This window comes from Streptomyces sp. NPDC016677, assembly GCF_055562815.1.
The window spans coordinates 86,907-112,732 of the sequence record NZ_JBVHEO010000003.1 but is presented as its reverse complement, the minus strand read 5'-3'; the positions used below and the strand labels follow the sequence as shown (position 1 = coordinate 112,732).

Annotated in this window: 20 protein-coding genes and 1 riboswitch; of the genes, 9 read left to right on the top strand and 11 right to left on the bottom strand. The window is 71.8% G+C overall.

Translation table 11 applies throughout. The annotated features are described in order from the left end of the window. Window positions 1-163 precede the first annotated feature (163 nt). Window positions 164-1,195, top strand: a complete 1,032-nt coding sequence (locus ACZ3IG_RS10255; protein ID WP_467430712.1) for an esterase/lipase family protein — start codon at window positions 164-166, stop codon at window positions 1,193-1,195. A 254-nt stretch (window positions 1,196-1,449) separates the two neighbouring features. Further along, window positions 1,450-3,135: a M23 family metallopeptidase gene (locus tag ACZ3IG_RS10250; RefSeq protein ID WP_467430710.1), complete on the top strand. Its 1,686-nt coding sequence runs from the start codon at window positions 1,450-1,452 to the stop codon at window positions 3,133-3,135. A gap of 111 nt (window positions 3,136-3,246) precedes the next feature. On the opposite strand, the gene pcrA is transcribed toward ACZ3IG_RS10250, so the two are convergent. Then, window positions 3,247-5,757 (bottom strand): DNA helicase PcrA, encoded by a 2,511-nt coding sequence (gene pcrA, locus ACZ3IG_RS10245; RefSeq protein WP_467430708.1) that lies wholly within the window; start codon window positions 5,755-5,757, stop codon window positions 3,247-3,249. Between the two features lie 231 nt (window positions 5,758-5,988). Then, a riboswitch (cyclic di-AMP (ydaO/yuaA leader) is annotated at window positions 5,989-6,163 on the top strand. An 8-nt stretch (window positions 6,164-6,171) separates the two neighbouring features. Between pcrA and ACZ3IG_RS10240 the strand changes: the two genes are divergently transcribed. After that, window positions 6,172-7,335 carry a C40 family peptidase gene (locus tag ACZ3IG_RS10240; RefSeq protein ID WP_467430706.1) on the top strand — a complete coding sequence of 388 codons (1,164 nt, stop codon included), beginning with the start codon at window positions 6,172-6,174 and terminating at the stop codon, window positions 7,333-7,335. A 64-nt stretch (window positions 7,336-7,399) separates the two neighbouring features. Here the strand turns inward: ACZ3IG_RS10240 and ACZ3IG_RS10235 are convergent, their stop codons facing one another. The 3 genes from ACZ3IG_RS10235 to ACZ3IG_RS10225 form a co-directional block, all read right to left on the bottom strand. Continuing rightward, a complete protein-coding gene (locus ACZ3IG_RS10235; RefSeq protein ID WP_437085466.1) occupies window positions 7,400-7,753 on the bottom strand; it encodes a hypothetical protein in 354 nt (117 codons plus the stop codon). Window positions 7,754-7,931: 178 nt separating this feature from the next. Next, window positions 7,932-8,651 carry a LuxR C-terminal-related transcriptional regulator gene (locus tag ACZ3IG_RS10230; protein ID WP_467430703.1) on the bottom strand — a complete coding sequence of 240 codons (720 nt, stop codon included), beginning with the start codon at window positions 8,649-8,651 and terminating at the stop codon, window positions 7,932-7,934. Further along, complete coding sequence (locus ACZ3IG_RS10225) at window positions 8,648-9,940, bottom strand: ATP-binding protein (RefSeq protein WP_467430702.1); 1,293 nt, start codon at window positions 9,938-9,940, stop codon at window positions 8,648-8,650. The genes ACZ3IG_RS10230 and ACZ3IG_RS10225 overlap by 4 nt, the downstream gene beginning before the upstream one ends. A gap of 179 nt (window positions 9,941-10,119) precedes the next feature. Between ACZ3IG_RS10225 and ACZ3IG_RS10220 the strand changes: the two genes are divergently transcribed. Further along, a complete protein-coding gene (locus ACZ3IG_RS10220) occupies window positions 10,120-11,547 on the top strand; it encodes a PspC domain-containing protein (protein WP_467430700.1) in 1,428 nt (475 codons plus the stop codon). Then, window positions 11,534-11,785: a hypothetical protein gene (locus ACZ3IG_RS10215; RefSeq protein ID WP_467430698.1), complete on the top strand. Its 252-nt coding sequence runs from the start codon at window positions 11,534-11,536 to the stop codon at window positions 11,783-11,785. The genes ACZ3IG_RS10220 and ACZ3IG_RS10215 overlap by 14 nt, the downstream gene beginning before the upstream one ends. Before the next feature lie 111 nt (window positions 11,786-11,896). On the opposite strand, the gene ACZ3IG_RS10210 is transcribed toward ACZ3IG_RS10215, so the two are convergent. Both ACZ3IG_RS10210 and ACZ3IG_RS10205 read right to left on the bottom strand, forming a co-directional pair. Further along, complete coding sequence (locus ACZ3IG_RS10210; protein ID WP_467431638.1) at window positions 11,897-12,421, bottom strand: DoxX family protein; 525 nt, start codon at window positions 12,419-12,421, stop codon at window positions 11,897-11,899. 282 nt (window positions 12,422-12,703) lie between these two features. Then, a complete protein-coding gene (locus ACZ3IG_RS10205; RefSeq protein WP_467430697.1) occupies window positions 12,704-13,978 on the bottom strand; it encodes a hypothetical protein in 1,275 nt (424 codons plus the stop codon). Between the two features lie 167 nt (window positions 13,979-14,145). Here ACZ3IG_RS10205 and ACZ3IG_RS10200 point away from each other — a divergent pair, with 167 nt between their 5' ends. Next, window positions 14,146-14,991 (top strand): DUF4429 domain-containing protein, encoded by an 846-nt coding sequence (locus tag ACZ3IG_RS10200; RefSeq protein WP_467430694.1) that lies wholly within the window; start codon window positions 14,146-14,148, stop codon window positions 14,989-14,991. A gap of 169 nt (window positions 14,992-15,160) precedes the next feature. On the opposite strand, the gene ACZ3IG_RS10195 is transcribed toward ACZ3IG_RS10200, so the two are convergent. Continuing rightward, window positions 15,161-15,964: a class II aldolase/adducin family protein gene (locus ACZ3IG_RS10195; protein WP_467430692.1), complete on the bottom strand. Its 804-nt coding sequence runs from the start codon at window positions 15,962-15,964 to the stop codon at window positions 15,161-15,163. 152 nt (window positions 15,965-16,116) lie between these two features. Between ACZ3IG_RS10195 and ACZ3IG_RS10190 the strand changes: the two genes are divergently transcribed. Next, on the top strand, window positions 16,117-16,590 hold the full coding sequence (locus ACZ3IG_RS10190) for a pyridoxamine 5'-phosphate oxidase family protein (RefSeq protein ID WP_467430691.1): 474 nt from the start codon (window positions 16,117-16,119) through the stop codon (window positions 16,588-16,590). Window positions 16,591-16,603: 13 nt separating this feature from the next. Here ACZ3IG_RS10190 and guaA read toward each other — a convergent pair whose 3' ends face one another. Beyond that, a complete protein-coding gene (gene guaA / locus ACZ3IG_RS10185; protein ID WP_215172913.1) occupies window positions 16,604-18,187 on the bottom strand; it encodes a glutamine-hydrolyzing GMP synthase in 1,584 nt (527 codons plus the stop codon). Window positions 18,188-18,523: 336 nt separating this feature from the next. Between guaA and ACZ3IG_RS10180 the strand changes: the two genes are divergently transcribed. Then, entirely contained in the window at window positions 18,524-18,874 is a 351-nt protein-coding gene (locus ACZ3IG_RS10180) for a chorismate mutase (protein WP_467430689.1), read from the top strand. Window positions 18,875-19,710: 836 nt separating this feature from the next. After that, the gene (locus tag ACZ3IG_RS10175; RefSeq protein WP_467430688.1) at window positions 19,711-20,682 is read left to right on the top strand and encodes an LAETG motif-containing sortase-dependent surface protein; all 972 of its coding nucleotides are present in this window, start codon (window positions 19,711-19,713) and stop codon (window positions 20,680-20,682) included. A 148-nt stretch (window positions 20,683-20,830) separates the two neighbouring features. Here ACZ3IG_RS10175 and ACZ3IG_RS10170 read toward each other — a convergent pair whose 3' ends face one another. From ACZ3IG_RS10170 to ACZ3IG_RS10160, 3 genes are all read right to left on the bottom strand, one after another. Beyond that, entirely contained in the window at window positions 20,831-22,639 is a 1,809-nt protein-coding gene (locus ACZ3IG_RS10170; RefSeq protein ID WP_467430686.1) for a GMC oxidoreductase, read from the bottom strand. Window positions 22,640-22,717: 78 nt separating this feature from the next. Next, complete coding sequence (locus tag ACZ3IG_RS10165) at window positions 22,718-24,370, bottom strand: succinic semialdehyde dehydrogenase (protein WP_467430684.1); 1,653 nt, start codon at window positions 24,368-24,370, stop codon at window positions 22,718-22,720. A gap of 137 nt (window positions 24,371-24,507) precedes the next feature. Then, a complete protein-coding gene (locus ACZ3IG_RS10160) occupies window positions 24,508-25,782 on the bottom strand; it encodes a serine/threonine-protein kinase (protein WP_467430682.1) in 1,275 nt (424 codons plus the stop codon). Window positions 25,783-25,826: the final 44 nt, after the last annotated feature.

The window sequence follows — 25,826 nt, the reverse complement described above, 5'->3', positions numbered from 1 at the left end:
ACGGAATACGCGAACTACCAGCTCATCGCTGGTGCGCCGGACCTCACCCCTCGCAGAAGTCACGCTGTACCCCATTTGCACCGCCCGGCACCCGTGTCACGGCTCTCCATGAGGGCACACGGGAGACAGAGGCGTTCTTCCGCGTACCGACGGGAGGCCGGCCATGAAGGTCAGCTGGGCAGTGCAGCCCTTTCGACCGCTGTGTCAGCGGCTCGCACCGGTTCTGCCGGTGAAGGTCGCGGGTGTGTCCCTGGGCCTGCTGAAGGCGACGGCCCTGGAGATCGCGATCCTGGCGGGGCACGTCATCCTCTACCCCTCGGGCATCATCCAGGAACGCCGGGCGGCACCGACGCTGCCCACGCCGGTCTCGCCAGACCGCCGGCCCTCCGCCACGCACGACGAAGCCGACACCGCTACCGCCACCCCCACCGCCACCGAGGCCCCCGCCCCCGACGGCCGCACCGCCGCCGAAAGCTCCGCCGGAACCTCCATCGCACCCCCGCGACTGCCGACGCAGGCCGAGAACCGCCCCCCGGTCGTCCTGCTGCACGGCTTCATCGACAACCGGTCCGTCTTCGTCCTGCTCCGCCGCAGCTTGGCGCAGCACGGCAGGCAGCAGGTCGAGTCGCTCAACTACTCGCCGCTGACCTGCGACATACGCACCGCGGCGGAGCTGCTGGGCCGGCACCTGGAGGACATCTGCGAGCGCACGGGCAAGGACCAGGTGGACATCGTCGGGCACAGTCTCGGCGGGCTGATCGCCCGGTACTACGTCCAGCGCCTAGGCGGTGACCGGCGCGTCCGGATGCTGGTGACCCTCGGCACCCCGCACACCGGCACCCGCGTGGCGCCACTGGCCAACGCGCACCCGATCGTGCGCCAGATGCGCCCCGGCTCTCCGGTGATCGAGGAACTGGCCCGCCCCGCGCCCGGCTGCCGTACCCGCTTCGTCAGCTTCTGGAGCGACCTGGACCCGCTCATGGTTCCGCTGGAGGCGGCCCGCCTGGACCACCCGGACCTGCTGGCGCAGAACGTACGGGTCAGCGGCATCGGCCATCTGGCCCTGCCGGTTCACCCCGCGGTGGCAACCGGAATCCGGCAGGCCCTCGACGCGAGTCATATCAGCGCACCGTCGGAGGCCGACTCCGACGCCCCGACCGGTTCCACCGGCCCCACCGGGCTCACGGTCGCCTGACAGCCGTCCGACAGGCCACGCATCCGGCATCCAGCGCGCGTCCACCGAACGCGAAAAGACGTTCACTCGCGACCGGCCCATCGAACAACTCTCGAACACAAGACCAAACCCGTGCCCGCAGTCCGCCGAATCACGGCCGATTGCCCGTTTCCTGCGCGAGCGAAACCTGAGGAAGATTGTCGCGCCCGCGTACCGCCGGGTACAGTCGCCGCACTGCTCTGGCAGCCCCTGTTGTCGAGGCGAAAGAGAAGTTGGTGAACGACCGTCACCCGTCGGGGACCCCCACCGCCCCGACCGCGGCTTCCGAAGCCGCCTCGGCGCACTACGCGTCGTACGGCATCCAGGAAGCCCAGTACGGCGACCTCACCACGTACAGCGGCTACGACACCACTGGTTTTGCCGCGGACCCGCTCTTCGGCAGTCTCCCGGGTCAGAGCACTGGCGAATACGAGGCCGCTCCGTACGCCGCCGCCACGACTGCCGCGGCTGCCGCCACGGCCACGTACGACACGACCGGCGCGTACGCCGCCTACGACACCACCGGCACGTACGACACCACCCAGTGGACCGGCGGTCACCAGACCCTGGACACCGGCGGACACCATGTCCTGGACACCGGGAGCCACCACACGCTGGACACCGGCAGCCACCAGACCCTGAACTACGACGCGTACGCCGCTCAGCATCACGCCACGTACGACACCGGAGCCTTCGACACCACCACCTGGGCGGACGGTTGCCAGCCCCTGCCCACCGTGCCGCCGCAGCCGGGGGCCCCGGACACCAGCGGTCAGTGGGACAGCAGCGCCTGGCTCCAGCCTGACCGGCTCGACCAGATCGACCAGTCCGGCGCCCCGGCCTCCACCCCGGCCCCGGCGGACCCCGCCGCCCAGACCCAGCAGTGGGACTGGGGCACGCAGACCTTCGACACCGGCGCGTACGACGCCACCCAGTGGAACACCGACGGCACGCCGACGCACGACGGCACCGCACAGGACAACCCGCAGGGCAACCCGCAGAACCACCCCCAGAGCGACCCGCACGACGCCGGTCCGGACGACGGCCTCGCCGCCACCGGCGAACTCCCCGCCGTCGCGCCGCTGCTGGAGGGGCAGGAAGAGACCGCACCTGCCGCTGACGTGCCGCAGGCGCCCGGCACCCGCGCCGCCGCCCGCGCGGCTTCCCGGAGCGGATCCCGGTCGCGCCGCCGCCAGCCCGCCAAGCGTTCCGCGCTGCTGACCATCGCCGTGCCCTCGGCCTGTGTGATGGGCGTGGCCGGTATCGCCGCCGCCTCCGTCGACGGCCTGAACGGCGACGGCGGCAAGGAGAACACGGCCTCGGCGTCGGACCCCCAGCCCCAGGCCGTGAAGCCGTCCGCCGCCAACAACAAGCTCGACACCCAGCTCGCCAGTCTCTCCGCCGGTGCCGACGACTTCGCCGACCGGGCCAGCCGGACCCAGGAGCGCATCGACCTCAGGGCCGAGCAGGCGGCGGAGAAGAAGCGCGCGGCGTTGGAGGCGGCGCGCAAGGAGCGACTGCGCCCCAAGTTCGCGCTCCCCGTGGCACAGCACGGGCTCAGCGCCTACTACGGCCAGTCCGGCATCAACTGGATGTCCGTCCACTCCGGCATCGACTTCCCCGTCTCGTACGGCACGACGGTCGTGGCCGCGACCGACGGCACGGTCCGCACCCAGTACAACAGCGCGTACGGGAACATGATGATCGTGACGGCGAAGGACGGCACGGAGACGTGGTACTGCCACCTCTCCAGCTACCAGGTCGCCTCCGGTACGACCGTCAAGGCCGGGGACGCGATCGCGTACTCCGGCAACTCCGGCAACTCGACCGGCCCGCACCTGCACTTCGAGGTGCGCCCCTCCGGCGGCTCGGCGATCGACCCGCTGGCGTGGCTGCGCAGCCACGACCTCGACCCGACGTGAGCGGCCCGGCCCCCCGGACTTCCCGGACTCCCCGGACGTAGAAAGCCCGAACCACCCGGCGTAAACCGCCCGGGCCCCGGCCCCCGAAGGGGGCGCAGGTCCGAGGTTCCGTCAGAGCTTCTCCACCGGCGCGTACCGCAGCAGCAGCCGCTTCGGCTTGGTGTCACCGAAGTCGATCGTCGCCTCGGCGTTGCCTCCCGTGCCCTTCACCGCGACCACGGTCCCCAGCCCGAACTGGTCGTGCGTGACCCGGTCCCCGACCGCCAGCGACACCGCCGGCTGCTCACCGGCCCGGCGCGTGGCGAACCCGGACCCGCCGGACGCCGACGAACGCGACCGGGACCGGGACTGGGAGGACGACAGCGAGGCCGCCACCCCGGACACCGGCCCGGCGGACGAGGCGGCGGCACTCGCGCCCGTCCGCTTCCACGCCAGATGGGCGGCCGGGATCTCCTCCAAGAACCGTGAGGGCGGGTTGTACGACGGCTGCCCCCAGGCGCTGCGCAGCGTCGAACGGGTCAGGTACAGCCGCTCACGCGCGCGCGTGATGCCGACGTACGCCAGCCTCCGCTCCTCCTCCAGTTCCTTGGTCTGGCCGAGGGCGCGCATGTGCGGGAAGACGCCGTCCTCCATGCCGGTCAGGAAGACGACCGGGAACTCCAGGCCCTTGGCGGTGTGCAGCGTCATCAGCGTGACGACGCCGTCGCCGTCCTCCTCGTCGGGGATCTGGTCGGAGTCGGCGACCAGCGCGACCCGCTCCAGGAAGTCGGCGAGGGTGCCGGTCCCGGCCTGCTCCCCCTCCGCCTCCGCCCGCTCCTGCTCGAACTCCAGGGCGACGGCGGCGAGTTCCTGGAGGTTCTCGATCCGGGTCTCGTCCTGCGGGTCGGTGGAGGCCTGCAACTCGGCGAGGTAGCCGGTGCGTTCCAGTATCGCCTCCAGCACGGTGGCCGGTCCGGCGCCGGACTCGGCGATCGTGCGGAGGTCCTCCATCAGCGTGTTGAAGCGCTTGACGGCGTTCGTGGAGCGCGCGGCCATGCCGTACGCCTCGTCGACGCGCCGGAGCGCCTGCGGGAAGCTGATCTTCTCGCGCTGGGCAAGGGCGTCGATCATCGCCTCGGCCCGGTCGCCGATGCCCCGCTTGGGCACGTTGAGGATGCGCCGCAGCGGCACCGAGTCCTCGGGGTTGGCGAGGACCCGCAGGTAGGCCAGGACGTCCCGGACCTCCTTGCGCTCGTAGAAGCGGACGCCGCCGACGACCTTGTAGGGCAGGCCGGTGCGGATGAAGACCTCTTCGAAGACACGGGACTGGGCGTTGGTGCGGTAGAAGACGGCGACGTCGCCGGCCTTGGCCTCGCCCGCGTCCGTGAGCCGGTCGATCTCGTCGGCGACGAACTGCGCCTCGTCGTGCTCGGTGTCCGCGACGTACCCGGTGATCCGCTCGCCCGCGCCCGCGTTGGTCCACAGGTTCTTCGGCCGGCGCGACTCGTTGCGCTCGATGACCGCGTTGGCAGCGGACAGGATGGTCTGCGTGGAGCGGTAGTTCTGCTCCAGGAGGATCGTGGTCGCGTCCGGGTAGTCCTCCTCGAACTGGAGGATGTTGCGGATGGTCGCGCCGCGGAAGGCGTAGATCGACTGGTCGGCGTCGCCCACGACGCACAGCTCGGCGGGCGGGACGTCGCCCTCGCCCGGCGGGACGTCCTCGTCGTGCGCGCCGGTGCCGACCAGCTCGCGCACCAGGGCGTACTGGGCGTGGTTGGTGTCCTGGTACTCGTCGACCAGGACATGCCGGAAGCGGCGGCGGTAGTGCTCGGCGACGTCCGGGAAGGCGCGCAGCAGGTTGACCGTCGTCATGATGAGGTCGTCGAAGTCGAGGGCGTTGGCCTCGCGCAGGCGCGTCTGGTACATCGCGTACGCCTGGGCGAGGGTCTTCTCGAAGCCGTCGGCGGCCTGGGCGGCGAAGTCCTCCTCGTCGATCAGCTCGTTCTTCAGGTTGGAGATCTTGGCGCTGAAGGACTTCGGCGGGAAGCGCTTGGGGTCGAGGTCCAGGTCACGGCAGACCAGCGCCATCAGCCGCTTGGAGTCGGCGGCGTCGTAGATCGAGAACGACGACGTGAAACCCAGCTTCTTCGACTCCCGCCGCAGGATGCGTACGCACGCGCTGTGGAAGGTCATGACCCACATGGCGTTCGCCCGCGGGCCGACGAGCTGCTCGACGCGCTCCTTCATCTCACCGGCGGCCTTGTTGGTGAAGGTGATCGCGAGGATCTGGCCGGGGTGGACACCGCGCGCGCCGAGCAGGTGGGCGATGCGGTGGGTGAGTACGCGGGTCTTGCCGGAACCGGCACCGGCCACGATGAGCAGCGGGGAGCCGGCGTGGGCGACCGCGGCGCGCTGGTTCTCGTTCAGCCCCTCCAGGAGCGCGGCGGGGTCCGTCACCGGGCGCGGGGCGCCGTCCCGGTAGTAGGGGTCCCGGTCCGGCGGCACGTCGAACTTCCCGGCGAACAGATCGTCCGGGATCGGCTCCGGTACGTGCTCGTCCTCGGGCGGTGGCGGAGGTTCCTCCTCGTGCCCGCGGGGGGCCTGGAGGCTCGCCAGGAAGCTGTCGTCAAAGAGGCTGCTCATCGCTCTACGAGTCTAGGGCGCCCCACCGACAACCGGACGCCCCCTCGAAAACCCGGCCGGACCCGTACCGCCGGACACGCTCCCGTCACCGCACATCACCCACCGTGAGGGAAGCCCTCTAGGTCACGAAAATGTATCGGGCATATCACCCTTCAACCTTCACAGGGGGCACACGAGTTGGCTACGGTGCGGGCGGGCCGCTCGACCCCCACCGGCGAACGTCGCCGGGCCGCGCGGCCTCCGCCGAATCCGGCGTGCCCGCGTGGCGCCCGGAACCGGGGACCCACCGTGACATGGGGTGAGTCGGTTCACAGCCCGCTCCGGGCGCGAACCGTAGGGCAGCCTTCCGTAACACCACACCGCCCGAACCCGACAGCTAACCCGGTAGGCGGAGCACGGAAGGAGTCGCCTCCCTTGGCGTCGCACCGCAAGTCGCGTCCCGCCGGAACGCTCATGGCAGGCATACGGACCCCGGTCCTGGCCACGGCCGCGCTGACCTCCGTGGCCCTGCTCCCCCAGACGGCCACCGCGGCCCCCTCCGACGACCGGCCGAGCCTCGAAGAGGTCCAGAAGAAGGTCGACGACCTCTACCGCCAGGCCGGGTCGGCCACCGAGAAGTACAACGCGGCCGAGGAGAAGACCGCGAAGCAGCGCGAGCAGGTCGACAGCCTCCTGGACGACGTCGCCCAGCGCACCCAGGAGCTGAACGACGCGCGCGAGGAGCTGGGCTCCTTCGCCGCCGCCCAGTACCGCACCGGCGCGGCCGTCTCCGACACCGCGACCCTCCTGCTCGCGGACTCCCCGCAGGACTACTTCGACCAGAACCAGCTGATGGACCGGCTCACCGGCCGCCAGAAGCAGATGGTCGACGACTACGTCACCCAGCAGGCCGAGACGATGGAGAAACGCCAGGAGGCCACCGAGAGCCTCCAGACGCTCACCACGTCACAGAAGGACCTGAAGACGGCCAAGGCCACCGTCCAGACGAAACTCGCCTCCGCGCGTGAGCTGCTGGCCGACCTGACCGCCCAGGAGAAGGCGCGGCTCGCCGCGATCGAGAAGGAGAAGCAGCAGGAGGCGGCCCGCAAGGCCCAGGAGCTGGCCCGGCAGCAGGCCGAGGAACGGCAGCGCCAGGAGGAGGCCGCGAAGACCGCCGCCGCGCAGGAGAGCAGTTCCTCGGGGTCGACCGGGTCGTCGTCCGCGACCGACTCCTCGTACGCCACCAAGGCCGGGAAGGCCCTGGCCTTCGCCCGCGCCCAGATCGGCAAACCGTACGTCTGGGGCGCCACCGGCCCCGACTCCTACGACTGCTCCGGCCTCACCCAGGCCGCCTGGAAGGACGCGGGCGTCGACCTGCCCCGCGTCACCTACGACCAGGTCAACGCCGGCACCACGGTGTCGATCTCCGCGGCGCAACCCGGTGACCTGGTCTTCTTCTACGACGACATCTCGCACGTCGGCATCTACATCGGCAACGGCATGATGATCCACGCGCCGAAGCCGGGCGCGTACGTCCGCGAGGAGTCCGTCTACTACGACGGCGAGTCGTCGATCTACAGCGTGGTGCGTCCGGCCTGAGCGGTTCCGCTCGCTCGGCACCGGCCCCGGCCTGGTGCGCCGGTCGTGTCCGCGCGGCCGGCGCTCAGGTCCACAGCACCGCGATGAAGACGTTCACCATGGTCAGCGCGCCGACCAGCCCGAACAGGCCCTTCTCCACCTTCTCCTCGTCCCGTTTCACGTAGACGAGGCCGAGGATCACGACCAGCACGGCCAGTTTCACGCCGATCTTGATGTTGTTGACGGACTGGTCGTCGGCCTGGTTCAGCCCGACCAGGATCACCCCCGTGACCAGCATGGTCAGCGCGCCGTGCAGCATCGCCGGACCGAAGCGGGCGGTGCCCTCGCCCATCGCCTTCATCTGAGTGAGGAAGCCGCCGAGCAGTGCCGCGATGCCGATGATGTGCAGACCGACGAAGAGGTGGATGAGTACGTCCATGAGTCCGGAGCCTAATGAAGGGCGCGAATCCGGCCGGCCACCAGTCCCCCAAGTTCCCCGACCCCCCGGCCGCCGCGCTCCCGATTCCACACATCGGTCATCACCCTGCGAGAGAACGGGCCCGTGGGGGGCCTGAGTCACATGCACAGGCCGCCAAGGCCGTCCGGTACGGGCCGCGTCAGACGAGGCGCCGTGCGGTGGCCCACCGCGTCAGCTCGTGCCGGTTGGAGAGCTGGAGTTTGCGCAGGACCGCCGAGACATGGGACTCGACCGTCTTGACGGAGATGAACAGCTGCTTGGCGATCTCCTTGTACGCGTAGCCGCGGGCGATCAGGCGCAGCACCTCGCGCTCCCGCTGGGTGAGGCGGTCGAGGTCCTCGTCGACCGGCGGGGCGTCGGTGGAGGCGAAGGCGTCCAGGACGAAGCCGGCCAGACGGGGCGAGAAGACGGCGTCGCCCTCCTGGACGCGGAAGACCGAGTCGACGAGGTCGGAGCCGGTGATCGTCTTGGTCACATAGCCACGGGCACCGCCGCGAATCACGCCGATCACGTCCTCCGCCGCGTCCGAGACGGACAGGGCGAGGAAGCGGACGGGCCGCTCGGCGTCGGCCATCAACGGGGCGCAGCGACGCAGGACCTCGACGCCACCGCCGCCCGGGAGGTGGACGTCGAGCAGGACCACCTCGGGCCGGGTCGCGGTGATGACCGTGACGGCCTGGTCGACGTCGGCGGCCTCCCCGACCACCTCGACCCCGGTCTGCTCGGTCCGGCCGATCTCGGCCTGCACGCCCGTACGGAACATGCGGTGGTCGTCGACGAGGACCACGCGCACCTGCCGTCCGGCCGCTCCGCCGGTCGACTCGGCGGACTCCGTGTTCGCTTCGGTCGGGTCGCTCATGACGTCTTCTCCGCCCTCTCCATCTCCAGCTCGACCTCCGTGCCGCCGCCGGGCACCGCGCGCAGTCGCGCCGTGCCGCCGTTGCGCTCCATGCGGCCGATGATCGATTCTCTGACACCCATCCGGTCGGCGGGTATCGACTCGGGGTCGAAGCCGGGCCCCCGGTCCCGGACGGACACGAAGACCGTCCTGCCCTCGACTTCGGCGAAGACCTGTACGGCACCGCCCTCGCCACCGTACTTGGCCGCGTTCACCATCGCTTCGCGCGCGGCCTGCGTCTGTGCCCCGATCCGTTCGTCGAGCGGGCAGTCGCCGACCACGACGACCTCAATGGGGACGCCGTGCTTGTCCTCGACCTCGGCGGCGTCGCGCTTCACGGCTTCGGCGAGGGTCGCCGGCTCGTCGTCCTCGTCCTTGCCGTTGCCCTCCGGTCTGTAGAGCCAGGCGCGCAGGTCCCGCTCCTGAGCGCGGGCCAGGCGCCGTACCTCGCCGGGACTTTCCGCGTTGCGCTGGATCAGGGTCAGGGTGTGCAGCACCGAGTCGTGCACATGGGCGGCGACCTCGGCGCGCTCCTGCGCCCGGATGCGCATCAGGCGTTCCTCGGAGAGGTCCTGCGTCATGCGCACGAGATACGGCCCGGCCAGCAGCGTTATGCCGACCAGGACCGCGAGGGCCGCCTGGAGCACCGACCCGAGGTGGGCGGCGGAGCCCTGGAGCACGAAGATGCCGGAGACACCGGCCGTCACCAGCAGTACCCCGGCCACCGCGCGCAGCAGCCGGACCGTGCGTCGGCGCCGGCCCGCCTCGACCCAGCGGGCCCGGCGGGCGTTGTCCGCCTGCCGCCAGACGAGGGCGACGCCCGCACCGACCAGCACGGTCGGCCAGAGGTACGCCTTCACCCCGCCGCTCAGATCCACGTTGCCCACGAAGACCATGGCCACGACGACCATGAGGAGCAGGGCGACGATCTGTCCCTTGTCCGGTCTGCGGGCGACGAGTCTGCGGCGGCCGTCCGGGGAGGTCTCGGTGGAGACGAGGGACGGCGGCTTCTGCGCGTCGACACCGCCGACGCCGAGCGGCACGAAGAACCAGAACGCCGCGTAGAGCAGCGCGCCGAGCCCGTCGGCCATGAACAGGCCGACGAAGACCAGCCGCACCCAGACCACGGGCAGCCCGAGGTGGCCCGCGAGCCCCCGCGCCACTCCACCGAGCCAGCGTCCGTCGCTGCTGCGGTAGAGCTTGCGCGGCGGCCGTGGCTCGACGACTGGCGCTGCTGCGGCTTCCGGCATGCCAACGATGGTCACACGGCCCCGGGGCCAGGGCATCAGGGTGTATCCCGGAGACTCCCCTGATCTTCGCGGCGGCGTGTCGTCGAACATCTCCCCGGCGCCTCATCAGGGCCGATATCAGGGTCCGACCAGGGTCGTACCGGCTGCCGCCGCGGCGCCGCGCCCGCCACCATGGACGCATGACAGAAAACGAGCGCGCCGCGGCGGATACGGGGCCCGGTGCCGGCCCGCGCCCGCCACGGGGCGCCGGGCCGCAGGACACCGCGCCCGGCGCGGCTGCCACGCCCGGTGCCGGCGCCGATGCCGGGGTCGGGCCGGGCGTGCCCGGGCCTCCGCACCGGTTCCGCCGCGACCGGCGGCACAAGATGGTCGCCGGGGTGTGCTCGGGGCTCGGCCGGCAGTGCGACATGGACCCGGTGATCTTCCGGATCACGCTGGCGGTGCTCTCCGCGACCGGCGGCCTCGGTCTGCTCTTCTACGGCTTCGCGTGGCTGTTCGTCCCGGCCGACGACGAGGAGGAGAACGAGGTACGCAAGCTGCTGACCGGACGCGTCGACGGCCAGGCGCTGGCAGCCGTGCTCTTCGCCCTGGTCGGCTGCGGCGTCTTCCTGACCATGCTGCACAACAGCGGGGTGCTCACCTTCGCCGTGGTCCTCTCCCTTCTGCTCGCGGGCGCGGGGTACTGGTCGCAACAGCGCGGCACGCCCGGGCCCGACCCGCTCGCCGCGCAGGCCGTCGCCGACGCCCCGCCCGAGGCGAAGGCGCCACCGGTCATCATCACCTGGCCGTCCTGGTGGCGTGACCCCATCGTCAAGGACGGCTCCCATGCCGGCGGCACGGGTTATCTGTGGGGGCCGAGCGACGCCCGCGCCCGGGACATAGCGGCGGCCGTCAACATCAGCCTGGGCGACCACGGCCACGACCGCGACCGGGCGGGCCCGGGCAAACCGCGCTCCCGGCCGCCCAGGCCGCGCGGTCCCCGCGGGATCGGCGGCTGGGTCTTCCTGCTGGCCCTCGTCGCCGGCGCCCTCGGCACCCGGGCGTCCTGGGGCGAGCAGGCGCTGGGCACCAGCCTGCAGACCGGCCTGGCCTGCGCGCTGGCCGTCTTCGGTCTGGGCATCGCGGTCAGCGCCTTCCTCGGGCGCACGGGAGCCGGTTCGGTCTTCCTGGCGATCGTCACGGCGGGGCTGCTCGCCGCGTCGGCCGCCCTGCCCAAGGACATCGGCACCGAGTGGGTGCGCGCCGACTGGACACCCGCCTCGCCGGCGGAGGTGAAGCAGCGGTACGAGGTCGGCACCGGCGTCGGCACCCTGGACCTGTCCCGGCTGGACCTGGGCACGGACCGGACGGTCACCACCCGGGCCGAGGCGGGCCTGGGCCGAATACGGGTCATCGTGCCGCCGGACGTGACGGTGCGGCTGGACGTCGAGGTCGGACTGGGCGACATCCAACTGCCCGGCGACGATCAGAAGGACGTGGACGTGGCACCGGACAAACACCGGCGGGTGACCCTGACCCCCACCGGGGGCGGGAAGGACGCCGGGACACTCGACCTCGATGTGGAGGTCGGCCTCGGCCAGGCGGAGGTGAGCCGTGCTGCGTCATGAGTTCCAGCCGGGGCGGCTGGTGGCCGGGGCCTTCCTGACCGTGGCGGGCGTCGTCTACGCCGGCGACGCGGGGAAGCTGTGGGAGACACCGTGGTTCGTGGTGATCCCCGTCGTCATCGGCGGCCTCTGTCTCGCGGGTGCGGTGGGCACGCTGGCCCACGGGGTACGGCGACGCCGGCGGACGCCGGGCCACCGCCCGCCCGACACCGCCGAGCCGCACGCGGACGCCCGGGGCTGAGACCAGGCGGAGGACCGACGCGGACCCCGCAACTCCGTTTTCTCTCGTCCCGACCCCCGACCCCCGGATCGCCGGGTCACCGAGTCACCGGCGTCACCGGGGTCACCGGGGTCACCGGCTCGCGTCTCGTCGCCGCCGTCGCCGCGCACGCAACCCCGCGTCCAGCGACAGCAGCGGCGCACCCGCCAGCACGAGAGGAATCCACGCCATGAGGTAGGCCAGGTCATTGCCGTAGTAGTACGGGTCGGACGCCCAGCTCACCGTCAGCCACAGGCTGAGCGAGATCAGGGCGCCGCCCAACGCGGCGAGCCGGGCGAGGAGACCGATCAGGGTGCCGATGCCGACGGCCAGTTCCCCCAAGGCGATGGCGTAGCCGAAGCCGGACGGGCTCTTCAGGGAGAGGTCGACCAGGGCGGGAATGGCCGAGGAGTCACGGACGGTCCGCATCATGTCGCCGACGGAACCGGAGCCCGAGTCCTTCATGAAGGCGCTGTCGGTCAGTTTGTCGATGCCGGCGTAGACGAAGGTGATGCCGAGGAAGACCCGCAGAGGAAGGAGCGCGTACCGGGTGGCCCGCTCGCGCCAGTCCAGGGCGCCGTCGGTGGGGGACGTGTCCGTCCGCATGCCGTGAGCCATCGCTGCCAGCCGCCTCTCGCCGCCGCGTGCCGAGACCCCCTCGACGTCCATACGTACGACACCGAGGACCCGCTCAATCCTCACGGGCCGAGATTTTTCCCGACTGGATCGATTTCTGACCGATGGACGACCGCTCTGCTCAAAGATCACCGCGCTTGGAGACCGCCTTGCTTGGAGACCGCCTTGTACGGACGCCCCCCTGCACGGAGCCCACCTACGTGAAACCCACCCTGCGTGGACCCCAGTGGAGACCGCTCCAGGCCCTCACTGCCCTCACTGCCCTCACTCCGTCACGTCGACCACGCACCGGTTGGTTTCCACTCCCGCCGCCGTGACCACCTGCACCTCGACCCGCCCCGGCTCCACGTCCGCCGGTACGGGCACGGTCAGCAGCGTGTCGGTGGGGTTGCTGAAACCTCCGGCGACCGGGACCAGCGGCACGTGGACATTGACCGCGCCGATCCGCACCACCATCCGGGACAGCCGGTCCGCGCTCTGCGCCCCCGGCGGTACGAATCCGGCGCCCCGGATCTCGATGTCGTCGCCCGTCCGGATGGGCCCGTCCAGAGCACCGGCCTCCCGGGCCCGCACCACCGAGAGGACCACCGGACGGCCGCCCTCGGCGTACTTGCCGGCCAGGTAGGTCGCCGCCGACACCAGCACCACGACCGCCAGCCCCCACGGCAGGTCCGGCAACTGCTCCGGCCGGCGGGCCAGCCGTACCGCCCCGAACACCAGGGCGACCCCGTTGATCACGACGTACTGGATGTCGGCGAAGGTCCCGCGTCCGGCGTCGTCCGTCAGCAGATCGGCCGCGCGCGGCCGGTCCGCCCGTACCTTCTGGAGCCGCTGTCCCAGCACCCGCAGCCCGACCACCCGCCGTACCAGGACCGCGATCCCGCAGACCACCGCGAGCACCGTCACCACGCCGGCGCCCCGACGCAGTTCGAGGCCGGAGATGAGGGCGTCCCGGTCTCCGGGCGCGGAGGCCAGCGCGAGTTCTCCCACCAGCACCAGTACCGCGTAGGCGACGAACAGTACCCAGGCCACTGCCACGGCGCGGGACGTGGAGAGCCGGTTGTCCTCGCCGATGACCGGAGCCAGCGCGCCGCCCCGGGCCCGGTGGAACCAGGACGCCGCCGTCAGCGCCCCGGCCACGACCAGCGCCGCCGCCAGACCGGCGGTGCGGGCGGGAGTCCAGCCGGCGCCCACCGCGGTGAGCGCCTGCACCAGCAGCAGGACCACCACGGCGGCCAGCGCCGCACCGGCCGTGCGGCGCCACAGGCCGGCCAGCCAGGCCCCGCCCTCGGCCCGGCCGCGTTCGGCGACGAGTCCGGCGGACTGGGTCAGTTCCTCGGAGACCCACTGCCGGGAGGCCGACGCCGAGTGGGCCACTGCGGCCGGCAGCCCCTGTCCGGCCGCGAACTCGTCCCTGCGCAGGGCGAAATCGGCGACCGCCCGCCGATGGCCCTCACGTGCGCCGTGCGGGCAGTCCCCGCACGTGCACCCGCCGCCGTGCACGCCCGCCCCACCGTGTCTCGCCTCCTGCACCGCCACGCCCGACATCCACCTTCCGCACCCTTGCGACCGGACCCGCAACTCCCCCGGGACGACAGCGAATTGTGCCCTACACCACCCCGTTCGCGCCGGGCGCCCCCGGCCTCCTCTGCTCAGCACGGGTGACGTGCGGTCCGCAGTGTTGACCCGCCTGCGAGAATTCCCTTATGGCCGAGATCATCCAGCGTGACGGGGCCTGGGCCTTCGACGGCAGTACGGTCAGGATCACCCCGGGCCTGCACCGCTCGGTGCCGCTGTTCCGGCAGACGTACGGGGAGGTCGCCGTACCGCTGGAGGCCGTCTCGGGCGCCGTCTTCGAGCCGGAACGCAAAGGCGGGCGGCTCCGGCTGCGGCTTCGGGAAGGCGCCGACCCCCTGCTCCAGGCGACCGGCGGCCGGCTCCCCGACCCGGCGGACCCCTACCGGCTGACAGTGGACACCGACCGCGCCGGGATCGCCGAGTACGTCGTGGAGGAGATCCGCCGGGCACTGCTGCTCGACCGGGTTCCGCAGGAGCCCACCCAGGCGTATCTGCTGCCGGGCCCTCCGGTCCCGGTCTCGGTCCGTTCCTCCGACGGCACGGTCTCCTTCGACGGCACCCGGGTACGGATCGACTGGGCGGACACCTCCGAGCGGGTCAAACGCGCCACGGGGCCCAGGATCCTCCACGTGGGTGACCTCGTGCGGGTCGAGTGGCTGCCCAACTCGGGTCACGGGGACGGCGTTCTGCGCTTCGTGACGCGGGAGACGGTCCTCTCCGAGCTGCCGCCGGAGAAGGACCCGTACGCCCTGGATCTGTGGGGCAACGCCCGCCGCGATCTGCTCACCGCGCTGGTCGCCACCGCGGTCACCGCCCGGCTGCCGCACCCGTCGGCCCGCGCCGCGCCGGCGCGGGCCGGCCATCACGACGTACTGCTGTGCCGGCTGCGCGAGTTGGGGCGGTTGCACCGCGACGGGGTGCTCACCGACGAGGAGTTCGCGATGACCAAGGCGGTGGTGCTCCGGAAGTTCTGAGACGCGGCCCTGCCACGGGCCAGACCCGACGGACCCGACGGACCCCACGGACCCGCCGGTCTGCCGTACTCGCCGGTCTGCCGTACTCGCCGGTCTGCCAGACCCATGTGATCCGTCTGACACGTCCGACCCGTCCGACCCGTCCGACCCGTCTCACCCGTCTGACCCGTCAGTCCAGCAGGTCCGGTTCGTCGCGGGTGACCTCGCGCCACAGGGGCTGGTAGTTGATCCACGCCACCAGGTCCCCGCCGAGTTGCTCCCAGGTCGCCGTCGCCCGTCGGTGTTCGATCAGTACGGGCCGGCCCGCGGCCTTGGCCGCCAGTTGCACCTGGCAGCACCGTTCCATCGACAGGAACCACCAGGCCGCCGCGTCCACCGAGTCACCGACCGTCAGCAGCCCGTGGTTGCGCAGCACCAGCGCCTTGCGGGAGCCGAGCGCCGCGGCGATGCGCCGCCCCTCCTCGGCGTCGACCGTGACGCCGCTGTAGGAGTCGTAGAGGGCGTGGTCCTCGTAGAAGGCGCAGCTCTCCTGGGTGATGGGGTCGAGCAGGTCGCCGAGGGCGGCGAGCGCGCGGCCGTGCACCGAGTGGCAGTGGGCGACGGCGACGACGTCGGGGCGGGCGGCGTGCACCCGGGAGTGGACGGTGAAGGCGGCCTGGTTGACGTGGTAGCGGCCCTCGATGACCTGGCCGTCGGCGTTGGCCAGGACCAGATCGCTCACCGTGACGTGCCGGAACGGCAGGCCGAAGGGGTTGACCCAGAAGCAATCGGTGAACTCGGGATCGCGGGCGGTGATGTGCCCGGAGACGCCGTCCTCCAGGCCGTACCGCCCGAAGATGCGCAGGGCGCCCGCCAGCCGCTCCTTGCGGTGCCGGCGTTCGTCGGCGACGGACTCGTGCATCGGCGGCATCGCGAACTGGAGCGTGTCGAGTGGCCGCGGCGGGGGCGGAGCGGCCCCGGGCGTCCCGTGCATGTGCCCTCCGGCACTGGGTTGATTCACGGGGCGTGAAGTTACCGTCGGTGAGCCGGGGAAGACAGTTCTGTTCCGTAAATGTGTGGGACTGATCGACGCCGTCCGGCCGATACCCGACAGCAGATGTCTGGTTTGGGCGGGAGACTCGGCACATGACAGCGAATTGGGCCTTCTTCGCCGCCGCCGAACCCGATCTCGCCACGACCGTGGAGCGACGTTTCGGCGCCTTCACCCACCATGTCCTCGCGACCCTGCGCAAGGACGGCTCGCCCCGGACCAGCGGTCTGGAGGTGCGTTTTCTCGCCGGTGAGCTGTGGCTCGGTCTGATGCCGGGCTCGCTCAAGGCCCTGGACCTGCGCCGCGACCCGCGCTTCGCGCTCCAGGCCAACCTCGGGGAGGGCACCGGCATGGGCGGCGGGGACGTACGGATCAGCGGGCGGGCGTTCGAGGTCGAGGACGCGGGGACGAAGGCCGGATACGTCGAAGAGGTGGAACCGCCGGAGCCGTTCCACCTCTTCCGTACCGAGCTGACGGAGGTCGTGCGGACCTCCGTGGAGGACGACGCGTATCTCGTCGTCCAGGTCTGGCAGCCCGGAGAGCCCCTGCGCACCGTGAGGCGCACGTAGGGGCTCACAGGGGTCACTCCCACTCGATGGTGCCCGGCGGCTTCGACGTCACGTCGAGGACGACCCGGTTGACGTCCTTGACCTCGTTGGTGATGCGGGTCGAGATCTTGGACAGCACGTCGTACGGCAGCCGGGACCAGTCGGCCGTCATCGCGTCCTCGGAGGAGACGGGCCGTAGCACGATCGGGTGGCCGTAGGTGCGTCCGTCGCCCTGGACGCCGACCGAGCGGACGTCCGCGAGCAGGACCACCGGGCACTGCCAGATCTCGCGGTCGAGACCGGCCGCCGTCAACTCCTCGCGGGCGATGGCGTCGGCCTCGCGCAGCAGGTCGAGCCGCTCCTTGGTGACCTCGCCGACGATCCGGATGCCGAGGCCGGGGCCGGGGAAGGGCTGGCGCTGGACGATCTCCTCCGGCAGGCCCAGTTCCTGGCCGACCATCCGGACCTCGTCCTTGAACAGCTTGCGCAGCGGTTCGATCAGCTGGAACTCGAGGTCCTCGGGGAGCCCGCCGACGTTGTGGTGCGACTTGATGTTGGCGGTGCCGGTGCCACCGCCGGACTCGACCACGTCCGGGTAGAGGGTGCCCTGGACGAGGAACTCGACCGCCGGGCCCTCGTCGGCGATGATCTCGGCCTGGGCCTGCTCGAAGACCCGGATGAACTCCCGGCCGATGATCTTCCGCTTCTCCTCGGGGTCGGAGACGCCCTTCAGCGCGGTCAGGAACCGCTCCTCGGCGTCCACGACCTTCAGCTGCACGCCGGTCGCGGCGACGAAGTCCTTCTCGACCTGCTCGGTCTCGCCCTTGCGCATCAGGCCGTGGTCGACGTAGACGCAGGTCAGCTGGGAGCCGATGGCCTTCTGGACGAGGGCCGCGGCGACCGCGGAGTCCACGCCGCCGGACAGGCCGCAGATGGCGCGCTTGTCGCCGACCTGCTCGCGGATCGCGGCGACCTGCTCCTCGATCACGTTGCCGGTGGTCCAGTCGGGGGTCAGGCCCGCACCCCGGTACAGGAAGTGCTCCAGCACCTGCTGCCCGTGCGTGGAGTGCATCACCTCGGGGTGGTACTGGACGCCGTAGAGCTTCTTCTCGTCGTTCTCGAAGGCGGCGACCGGGACGACGTCCGTGGACGCGGTGACGGTGAAGCCCTCGGGGGCGGCGGAGCAGGCGTCGCCGTGCGACATCCAGACCGCCTGCTCGGCCGGGGTGCCCTCGAAGAGGGTGGAGGACGGTCGGGAGACGGCGAGGTCGGTACGGCCGTACTCGCGGGCGCCGCTGTTGTCGACCGTGCCGCCGAGGGACTGCGCCATCAGCTGGAAGCCGTAGCACATGCCGAAGACGGGGACGCCGGCCTCGAAGATCTCGCGGTCGAGGCGGGGGGCGCCCTCCTCGTACACGGACGAGGGGCCGCCGGAGAGGATGATGGCCGCCGGGTTCTTGGCGAGCATGTCCTGGACCGGCATGGTGCTCGGCACGATCTCGCTGTAGACCCGGGCCTCGCGGACTCGGCGGGCGATGAGCTGGGCGTACTGCGCGCCGAAGTCGACGACCAGAACGGTGTCGGGGGCGGCGTTGGCAGCGGGAGTCGCTGATGACACGAGGTGCCTTCCGGCGGTCGGGCGGGGGGCTTGTGACTCCGATTCTACCGAGGCGGGCACGTGACCCGTCCCGGCCGCGGACGCCGGTGGCACGTCTCACCATGCGAAAGGGCTTGGCCACCGTGCGTTCCCCCCGGCATACTGGGTCCATGCTCACTCCGCAGCAGGCTTTCCTGTTTACCTATGGCAACCGGCCCACCGGCTGCCATGGTCGTGCTGCTTGAGCAACTGACAGCGACTTCCCAGGCGCCCCGGGCCGACAAGGCCCGGGGCGCCTGACGTTTCTCCCGGATCCTGTCGTCCCGGGGCACCCCGTCCGACGAGGAGCCCCCGCCCATGACAGCCGCCACCACAACCGCCGCCGCCACCACCGCCACCGCAATCGCCACCACCGCCACCACCGCGATCACCGCCACCGACGCGACCGGCGCACACACCCCTGAAGCAGCCGACGTGATCACCGGCGCCCGGGAACGCATCGACGCGCTCGACGACCGGATCATCGGTCTGATCCAGGAACGCATGGCCGTCTCGGCCGTCATCCAGGACGCCCGGATCGCCTCCGGCGGCCGGCGCGTGAACCTCTCCCGCGAGATGGGCGTCCTCTCCCACTACCGCGACGCCCTGGGCAAGCCGGGCACCGCCCTCGCCATGACCCTCTTGGAACTGTGCCGGGGCCGCGTCTGAACCGGTCGCAGATGAGTTCGGGGCCGTTCTCACCCGTACGGCGCGTGACCGGTGGCCGCGCCGCTTCGTTGGTCCCGGTGTCCGTGCCAGCCAGGGGCGGGCCCGAAAGAACCACGCGTGGCTCGCTGGAGCGATGAGACGTACGGATCGTGCCGTACGTCGTGGGACCTCGCTCCAGGGAAGTGACCGGACGGCAGGGGACAGCAGCCCGGTCACCCAACAGAACGGTCGGCTCCGGGGACGCCCGGGGCCGACCGTCGGTACATGTCCAGGAATGTTCAAGTCCGCGTCAAACGGTTGCGGAGCTTGTTCCTCCTCCAGCACGATGCGTGCGCAGCCCCAGCTCTTCTCTCCCGTAGTCCGATGCCCCGTGCCGACGCGCCGGGCCATCCGTGACCAGCGGCGCGACCCCCCGGCGCCGCTCCGCGGGCACCGGCGCCGCCCTGCCGCCGGTGCCGGCCGACGAAGGGCCCCGCGGCCATCCACCGCGGGGCCCTTCGCCATGTCGGTCCGCCCAGTCCGACCGGTCAGTCCCGTCAGCCCCGTCAGCCCCGTCAGCCCCGTCGTTCCGTCAGTCCCGTCAGCCCGGCCCGACCAGTCAGTCCGGTCCGAACGGACACGGAAGCCGACCGTGAGCGAACCGTGCCGGACAGTAGTGATCCAAGCCACATGAGAATTCCATGAACGCGCGGACAACCATTCACAGGTCTCACTGATCCAACCTGCTGACCCAAGGGCCCCGGCCGCGCCCCACCGCGGAGGTTTCCTTCACCGTCCGTGCCGCGTCCCAGCGGTACGCCCGACTTCCCGAGGTGTTCATGAAGCTTCGCCGCGCCATGGCAGCAGCAGCCACGACGGCAGTGATCGCCCCCGTGGCGCTGCTCGCCGCTCCGGCCGCGTACGCCACCGGAGAGACGCCGTCCGCCTCACCGAGCACCTCCGCGAGCGTGCCGGCCGCCGAGAGCACGCCGCCCGCCCCGTCCACCTCCGCGCCGGAGACCGCGCCCGAGGAGAACACCTCCACGAGCGCCGCCCCGACGGCCGAGGCCGGCCAGTCGTCCTCGGCGAGCGCCTCGCCCACCGGCTCCAGCAGCCCGTCGCCGAGCACCTCGAAGCCCGAGGAGTCGCAGTCGCCGGAACCCGAGCCGAGCGAGTGCGTGGCCGAGGCCGTCGACTCGGACATCACCGGGCTGCCGGGCAAGATCGCGGCGGGCAGCGGCTGGCACGAGTTCTCCCTCACCGTGAAGAACACCTCCGACGGCACGCTCTACGGGCTCGGCTACCTGATCAGCGCCGCCTCGAACAAGGCCGGTGACGACCTGTTCACCAGCCGGACCGTCCGCCTCCAGGCGTACGACCCCGAGGAGAAGAGCTGGTACGACCTCGACGAGTACGGCTACGCCATCGGCTACGCCGGTATGACCGAGGAACTCAAGCCCGGCTACGAGGCCGAGGTCCCGCTGCGCGTCAACGTGGCCGCCGGCGCCGCGGCCGGCACCGCCTTCACGATCGGCTCGACGCTCTACGCCGACGAGGACCTGTGCGTCCGCGACCTGGAGGTGGCGTACCAGTTCCAGATCGTCGCCGCCGGCACGGACACCACCGGCACCAAGCCCCAGACTGGCGGCACGGTGCCCGTGGCCAGCGCCTCGCCCACGGCCGGTACCCCGCAGGTCACCGGCAACCTCGCCGAGACCGGCTCCAGTTCCGCGCTGCCGATGGTCGGCCTGGTCGGCGGCTTCGCCGTCGTCGCCGGCGCCGGCGCGGTGTTCGCCGTGCGGCGGCGCAAGGCCGGCGCCGGGGCGTAGCCGGCACGTGGTACCCGCGGGCCTGTGGACCGGGCCCGCCGCAGAACAGGGGAGGACCCGCGCTCGGAGGGGGGTGCGGGTCCTTCTCCTTTCCGACCGCGTCTTCCCGGCGGGCCGGCAGCCGGGGGCCGGCGGGCTACGGCTACGGCTACGGCTTCGGCGGCACCGTCGGCATGCCCAGGAACGGCAGCCGCAGCGCGCCGAACGCGTCCGGCGGGACCGCCGGGGACTTGGGTTCGACGGGGGCCAGACGTTCGTACGCCGTGCCCTGTGCCGGGCGCGGGTCGGGCTCGCCCTTGTTGGGCCAGTAGGACATGGCCCGTTCCGCCTGGGCCGTGATGGTCAGGGAGGGGTTGACGCCCAGGTTGGCCGAGACCGCGGCGCCGTCGACGACGGAGATGCCGGGGTGGCCGTAGAGCCGGTGGTACGGGTCGATGACGCCGGTCTCGCGCGTGGCGCCGATCGGGCAGCCGCCGAGGAAGTGGGCGGTGAGCGGGGTGCCCATCAGCTCACCGACGTTGGAGCCGGGGAAGCCGTTGATCTCGGCGGCGAGCGCGGAGGCGCTCTCGGTGGCGGCCTCGATCTGCTTGGGGTTGGGCGAGCCGTGGCCCTGGCGGGCGGTGAGCAGGCCCTTGCCGACGCCCGCCGGTTTCAGGTACGTCGTCAGGGAGTTGTCCAGCGACTGCATCACCAGGCCGATGATGGTCCGCTCCGACCAGCGCCGGTTGGAGAGGGAGCGCAGGACCAGCAGCGGGTGCCTGGCCGCGTTGGCCAGGAAGCCCAGGACGCGGGTGGTCCCGGAGGCGGTCCGGCCGGCGTACGGGACCTGGAGGATCGACAGGCCGCCCATCGAGTTGGACCCCTTGCCGTAACGGACCGGTTCGATGTGGGTGTTGGCGTCGGGGTGGACCGAGGACGTGATGGCGACGCCCCGCGTGAAGTCGGCCTTCGGCTCCCCGGTGGCCTTGCGGTAGCGCCGGTCGTCGGTCTGGGCGCCGACCAGCGCCTCTGAGTTGGTCCGGGTCAGCGACCCGAGCCGGTCGGATATGTACGGGAGCTGCCCGCCGGCCTTCATCCGGTGCAGCAGGGTCTGGGTGCCGTACGTGCCGGCCGCGAGGACCACCCGGCGGGCGGTGAGGGTGCGGCCCTCGCCCCTCGTCCGGTTCCGGTTCCGGTCCCGGCGGTCGGTGGGGAGGGTGGTCACCGCGTAGCCGCCCCGGGAGTCGTCCGTGACGGAGACGACCGTCGTCATCGGGTGCACGACGGCGCCCGCCTTCTCGGCGAGGTACAGGTAGTTCTCGTTCAGGGTGTTCTTCGCGCCGTGCCGGCAGCCGGTCATGCACTCGCCGCACTCGGCGCAGGCGTGCCGGTCCGGGCCCGCGCCGCCGAAGTAGGGGTCCGCGACCCGCTCCCCCGGCCTGGCCCGTACCGACCCGTCGGCGTCCCGCCCGTCGCCGAAGAAGACGCCGACCGGGGCCAGATGGAAGGTGTCGCCGCAGCCCATCCGCTCGGCGGCGGCCTTCAGATGGACGTCGGAGGGGGTCGTCGTCGGGTTGAGCCGGACGCCGAGCATGCGGCGGGCCTGGTCGTAGTAGGGCGCCAGCTCGTCCTTCCAGTCGGTGATGTCACGCCACTGGGAATCCTCGAAGAAGGGCGCGGGCGGGACGTAGAGGGTGTTGGCGTAGTTGAGGGAACCGCCGCCGACCCCGGCACCTGCCAGGACCATGACATTCCCGAGGAGGTGGATGCGCTGGAGGCCGAACATGCCGAGCCGGGGGGCCCAGAGGTAGTTCTTCAGGTCCCAGGAGTTCTTGGGCAGCGACGCGCGGGTGAAACGGCGGCCGGCTTCCAGGACGCCCACCTTGTAGCCCTTCTCGGTGAGGCGCAGGGCGCTCACCGAGCCACCGAAGCCTGAGCCGACGACGATGACGTCGTAGTCGTAAGCGTCCTGGGGCACGGTTGTCTCCTCGTCGAGTTTCACGTGCGGGTTCGTCTGTGGTGGCAGGGGCCCGGGGCCAGGGGCCTCGGACAGGCCCTAGCGCAGCCGCAACGTCTTCATCAGGCGGAGGCTGCGGGACATGAACCGGGCGTACTTCTCGTCGTCCATGCCGAGCGACGGGGCCATCGGCAGCAGGCGCTGGTGGGCGACGGTCTGGGCCTCGGTGTACTTGAGGATGCCCTCGGAGCCGTGCCGGCGGCCGAGGCCGGAGTCCTTCATGCCGCCCATCGGCGCCTGGACGCTGCCGTAGGCGGCGGCGTACCCCTCGTTGATGTTGACGGTGCCGGTGCGCAGACGGGCGGCGACCCCGTGGCCGCGCCGGGCGTCCCTGGTCCACACCGAGGCATTGAGGCCGTACGGCGTCGCGTTGGCGAGTACGACGGCCTCCTCCTCGGTGTGGAAGCGGTGGACGGAGACGACCGGGCCGAAGGTCTCCTCGGTGCACACCGTCATGGGTGCGGTGACGCCTTCGAGGATGGTCGGCTCGTAGAAGTACGGTCCGATGTCCGGGCGGGCGACCCCGCCGGCCACGAGCTTCGCGCCGCGTTCGACGGCGTCCGCCACATGCCGCTGTACGGTCTCCAGCTGCCGTTCCCCCACCAGCGACCCCATGTCGGCGCCGTAGGCCAGGGAGTTGCCCAGCCGCATCGCCCTGGTGCGGGCGGCGAAGCGCTCCAGGAAGGCGTCGGCGACGGACTCGTGGACGTAGAGCCGCTCGACGGAGATGCAGAGCTGGCCGGCCGAGGAGAAGCAGGCGCGGACGGCGCCCGCGGCGGCCTTCTCGATGTCGGCGTCCTCCAGGACCAGCATGGCGTTCTTGCCGCCGAGTTCGAGGGAGACGCCGACCAGCCGGGCGGCGGCACCCTGGGCGACCTCGCGGCCGGTGCGGGTGGAGCCGGTGAAGGAGACGTAGTCGGCGTGTTTGACGACCTCGGGGCCGACGACCGGGCCCTCGCCGAGGACGACCTGGAAGACCTCGGCGGGCAGCCCGGCCTCGATGAGCAGGTCACGGGCCCACAGGGCGGTCAGGCAGGTCTCGGTGTCGGGCTTCATCACGACCGCGTTGCCCGCGACGAACGCGGGGAGCGCGTCGCCGACGGACAGTTCGAGGGGGTAGTTCCAGGGGGCGATCTGGCCGACGACGCCGCGCGGGTGGCGCAGCTCGGTGACCTTCGTCAGGGTCGGTACGGCGCCGGTGTGCCGCCTCGGTTTCAGATACGCGGTGGCGCGGCGGCCGTAGTGGCGGGCGGCGACGGCGACGGCCTGGACCTCCTCATGGGCGTGCAGGCGGGCCTTGCCGGTCTCCAGCTGGATCAGGTCGAGGACCTCGGCCTGGCGCTGGAGGACCAGGTCGTGGAAGCGCAGCAGGACGGCGGCCCGCTCCCGGACCGGGGTCCGCGCCCAGGCGGGCTGGGCGGCACGGGCACGGTCGTACGCCTTCGCCACGTCGGCCGGCGAGGACTCCGGCAGGTCGGCCAGCTTCCGGCCGGTGAACGGCGCGTGGCTGACCGTCCGTCCGGAACCGGTCACCCCCTTGGTGAGCTGGGCGATCAGCTCGGGCGTGACCACGTCGGCGGCGGTGCGGGCGCCCTCCGGTGCGGGGGCGAGGGGGTTGGTGCCGGCCGGTGCCGGGCCGGTCCGTCCCGTGCCGGTCTTCTCGGTGCTGTCCAGGGCCTGCGCATCCGTCATGAGCGGCAGGGTATGCCGCGCCGGGGCCCTTGTGTACCCGTCGGTAATCCAGATTCACCGACTGCTCACATGGCGCCAGTGATCGGTGGCAACGAATGCCTGATCAGGGCGTTGTCCGGCTGTGCCGACGTTTTTCCTCAGGACGAGAGCGGTGGAGGCGGGGTCGCGGCCGGGGACGTGGAGGCGGGGGGCGAGGAGGCGGCGGGGGACAGGGGCGGGCGGGTCACGGTGACCGTGGCGGTGGGCATCGGGGGCGAGGGGTGCGGGGCGGTCGGGGGCGTGTGGGGGGTGGGGAGCGTCGGGGGCGTCGGGGGCGTCGGTGACGTGCCGCCGTCCCCGTTCCCGTCCCCGTTCCCGTCGCCGCCCCCGTTCCCGTCGCCGCCCTTGCCGCCGTTCCCGTTCCCGTCACCGTCGCCGCCGCCGTTCTCATCGTCGTCGCCGATGTCGTCGATCAGCAGGACCGCAGCGGAGATGCCCGCGCCCGCCGTCGCGGCGGCCAGCAGCGCCGCCGTGAGCACGCTCCGTCTGGAACGCGGTCGCCCGGTTCCGGGCGGGAGGGGACTGAGGCCCGTGGCCAGATAGGCGCGCAGCATCCGCTCCGCCTCCGCCGCGTCCAGCCGCCGTCGCGGGTCGCGTTCGAGCAGGCCCTCGATGACGGGGAGGAGCGGACCGGCCTGTGGGGGCGGCCGGAACTCCCCGGAGACCACGGCGTGCAGGATGCCGCCCAGCGAGTCCCGGCGGAACGGGGACTCACCGCTGAGGACGGTGCACAGCAGGGCGCCCAGCGACCACAGGTCGGACTCCGGCCCGGTCCCGGCCCCGGACATCCGTTCGGGAGCGGTGTACTCGGGCGAGCCGACGAAGGAGCCGGACTCGGTGAGGGTGGTCGCGCCCGGGACCTGGGCGACGCCGAAGTCGGTGAGCACGATCCGGCCGTCCTCGGCGACCAGGACGTTGGACGGCTTCACGTCGCGGTGCAGGACCCCGGCCGCGTGCGCGGTGCGCAGGGCACCGAGCAGGGCGATCCCGATCCGGGCCGCCGCGACGGGACCGACCGGGCCGTACCGGGCGATGCGGTCGGCGAGCGAGCCGCCGTCGAGCAGCTCCATGACGATGTACGTACGTTCACCGTCCTCGACGACATCGTGGACGACGATGATGTGCGGGTGGCTCAGTCGCACGACCGCGCGGGCCTCGCGCAGCGTGCGCTCCCGCCACTGCCGGGCCTCGGCGTCGGAAAGGCTCACGTCGAAGGGGAGTTCTTTGACGGCGACCCGCCGGCCGAGCAGTTCGTCTCTCGCCCGCCACACCACGCCCATGCCGCCGCGCCCCAGTTGTGCCTCCAGGCGGTACCGGTTCGCTACGAGAGGGGAATTGCCCCCATGACTTCCCTGGCTCCCCTGGCTCCCCATGTGTCTCATCATGCCGCCCCGGGCGGGCCCCTTCCGGGGCGGTG

Excerpts from the sequence above, each read along its gene's own strand:
- ACZ3IG_RS10255 (WP_467430712.1), top strand. The coding sequence starts at position 164 with ATGAAGGTCAGCTGGGCAGTGCAGCCCTTTCGACCGCTGTGTCAGCGG.
- pcrA (WP_467430708.1), bottom strand. The coding sequence starts at position 5,757 with ATGAGCAGCCTCTTTGACGACAGCTTCCTGGCGAGCCTCCAGGCCCCC.
- ACZ3IG_RS10235 (WP_437085466.1), bottom strand. The coding sequence starts at position 7,753 with ATGGACGTACTCATCCACCTCTTCGTCGGTCTGCACATCATCGGCATC.
- ACZ3IG_RS10230 (WP_467430703.1), bottom strand. The coding sequence starts at position 8,651 with ATGAGCGACCCGACCGAAGCGAACACGGAGTCCGCCGAGTCGACCGGC.
- ACZ3IG_RS10225 (WP_467430702.1), bottom strand. The coding sequence starts at position 9,940 with ATGCCGGAAGCCGCAGCAGCGCCAGTCGTCGAGCCACGGCCGCCGCGC.
- ACZ3IG_RS10220 (WP_467430700.1), top strand. The coding sequence starts at position 10,120 with ATGACAGAAAACGAGCGCGCCGCGGCGGATACGGGGCCCGGTGCCGGC.
- ACZ3IG_RS10210 (WP_467431638.1), bottom strand. The coding sequence starts at position 12,421 with ATGGCTCACGGCATGCGGACGGACACGTCCCCCACCGACGGCGCCCTG.
- ACZ3IG_RS10200 (WP_467430694.1), top strand. The coding sequence starts at position 14,146 with ATGGCCGAGATCATCCAGCGTGACGGGGCCTGGGCCTTCGACGGCAGT.
- ACZ3IG_RS10195 (WP_467430692.1), bottom strand. The coding sequence starts at position 15,964 with ATGCACGGGACGCCCGGGGCCGCTCCGCCCCCGCCGCGGCCACTCGAC.
- ACZ3IG_RS10190 (WP_467430691.1), top strand. The coding sequence starts at position 16,117 with ATGACAGCGAATTGGGCCTTCTTCGCCGCCGCCGAACCCGATCTCGCC.
- ACZ3IG_RS10180 (WP_467430689.1), top strand. The coding sequence starts at position 18,524 with ATGACAGCCGCCACCACAACCGCCGCCGCCACCACCGCCACCGCAATC.
- ACZ3IG_RS10175 (WP_467430688.1), top strand. The coding sequence starts at position 19,711 with ATGGCAGCAGCAGCCACGACGGCAGTGATCGCCCCCGTGGCGCTGCTC.
- ACZ3IG_RS10165 (WP_467430684.1), bottom strand. The coding sequence starts at position 24,370 with ATGACGGATGCGCAGGCCCTGGACAGCACCGAGAAGACCGGCACGGGA.
- ACZ3IG_RS10160 (WP_467430682.1), bottom strand. The coding sequence starts at position 25,782 with ATGGGGAGCCAGGGGAGCCAGGGAAGTCATGGGGGCAATTCCCCTCTC.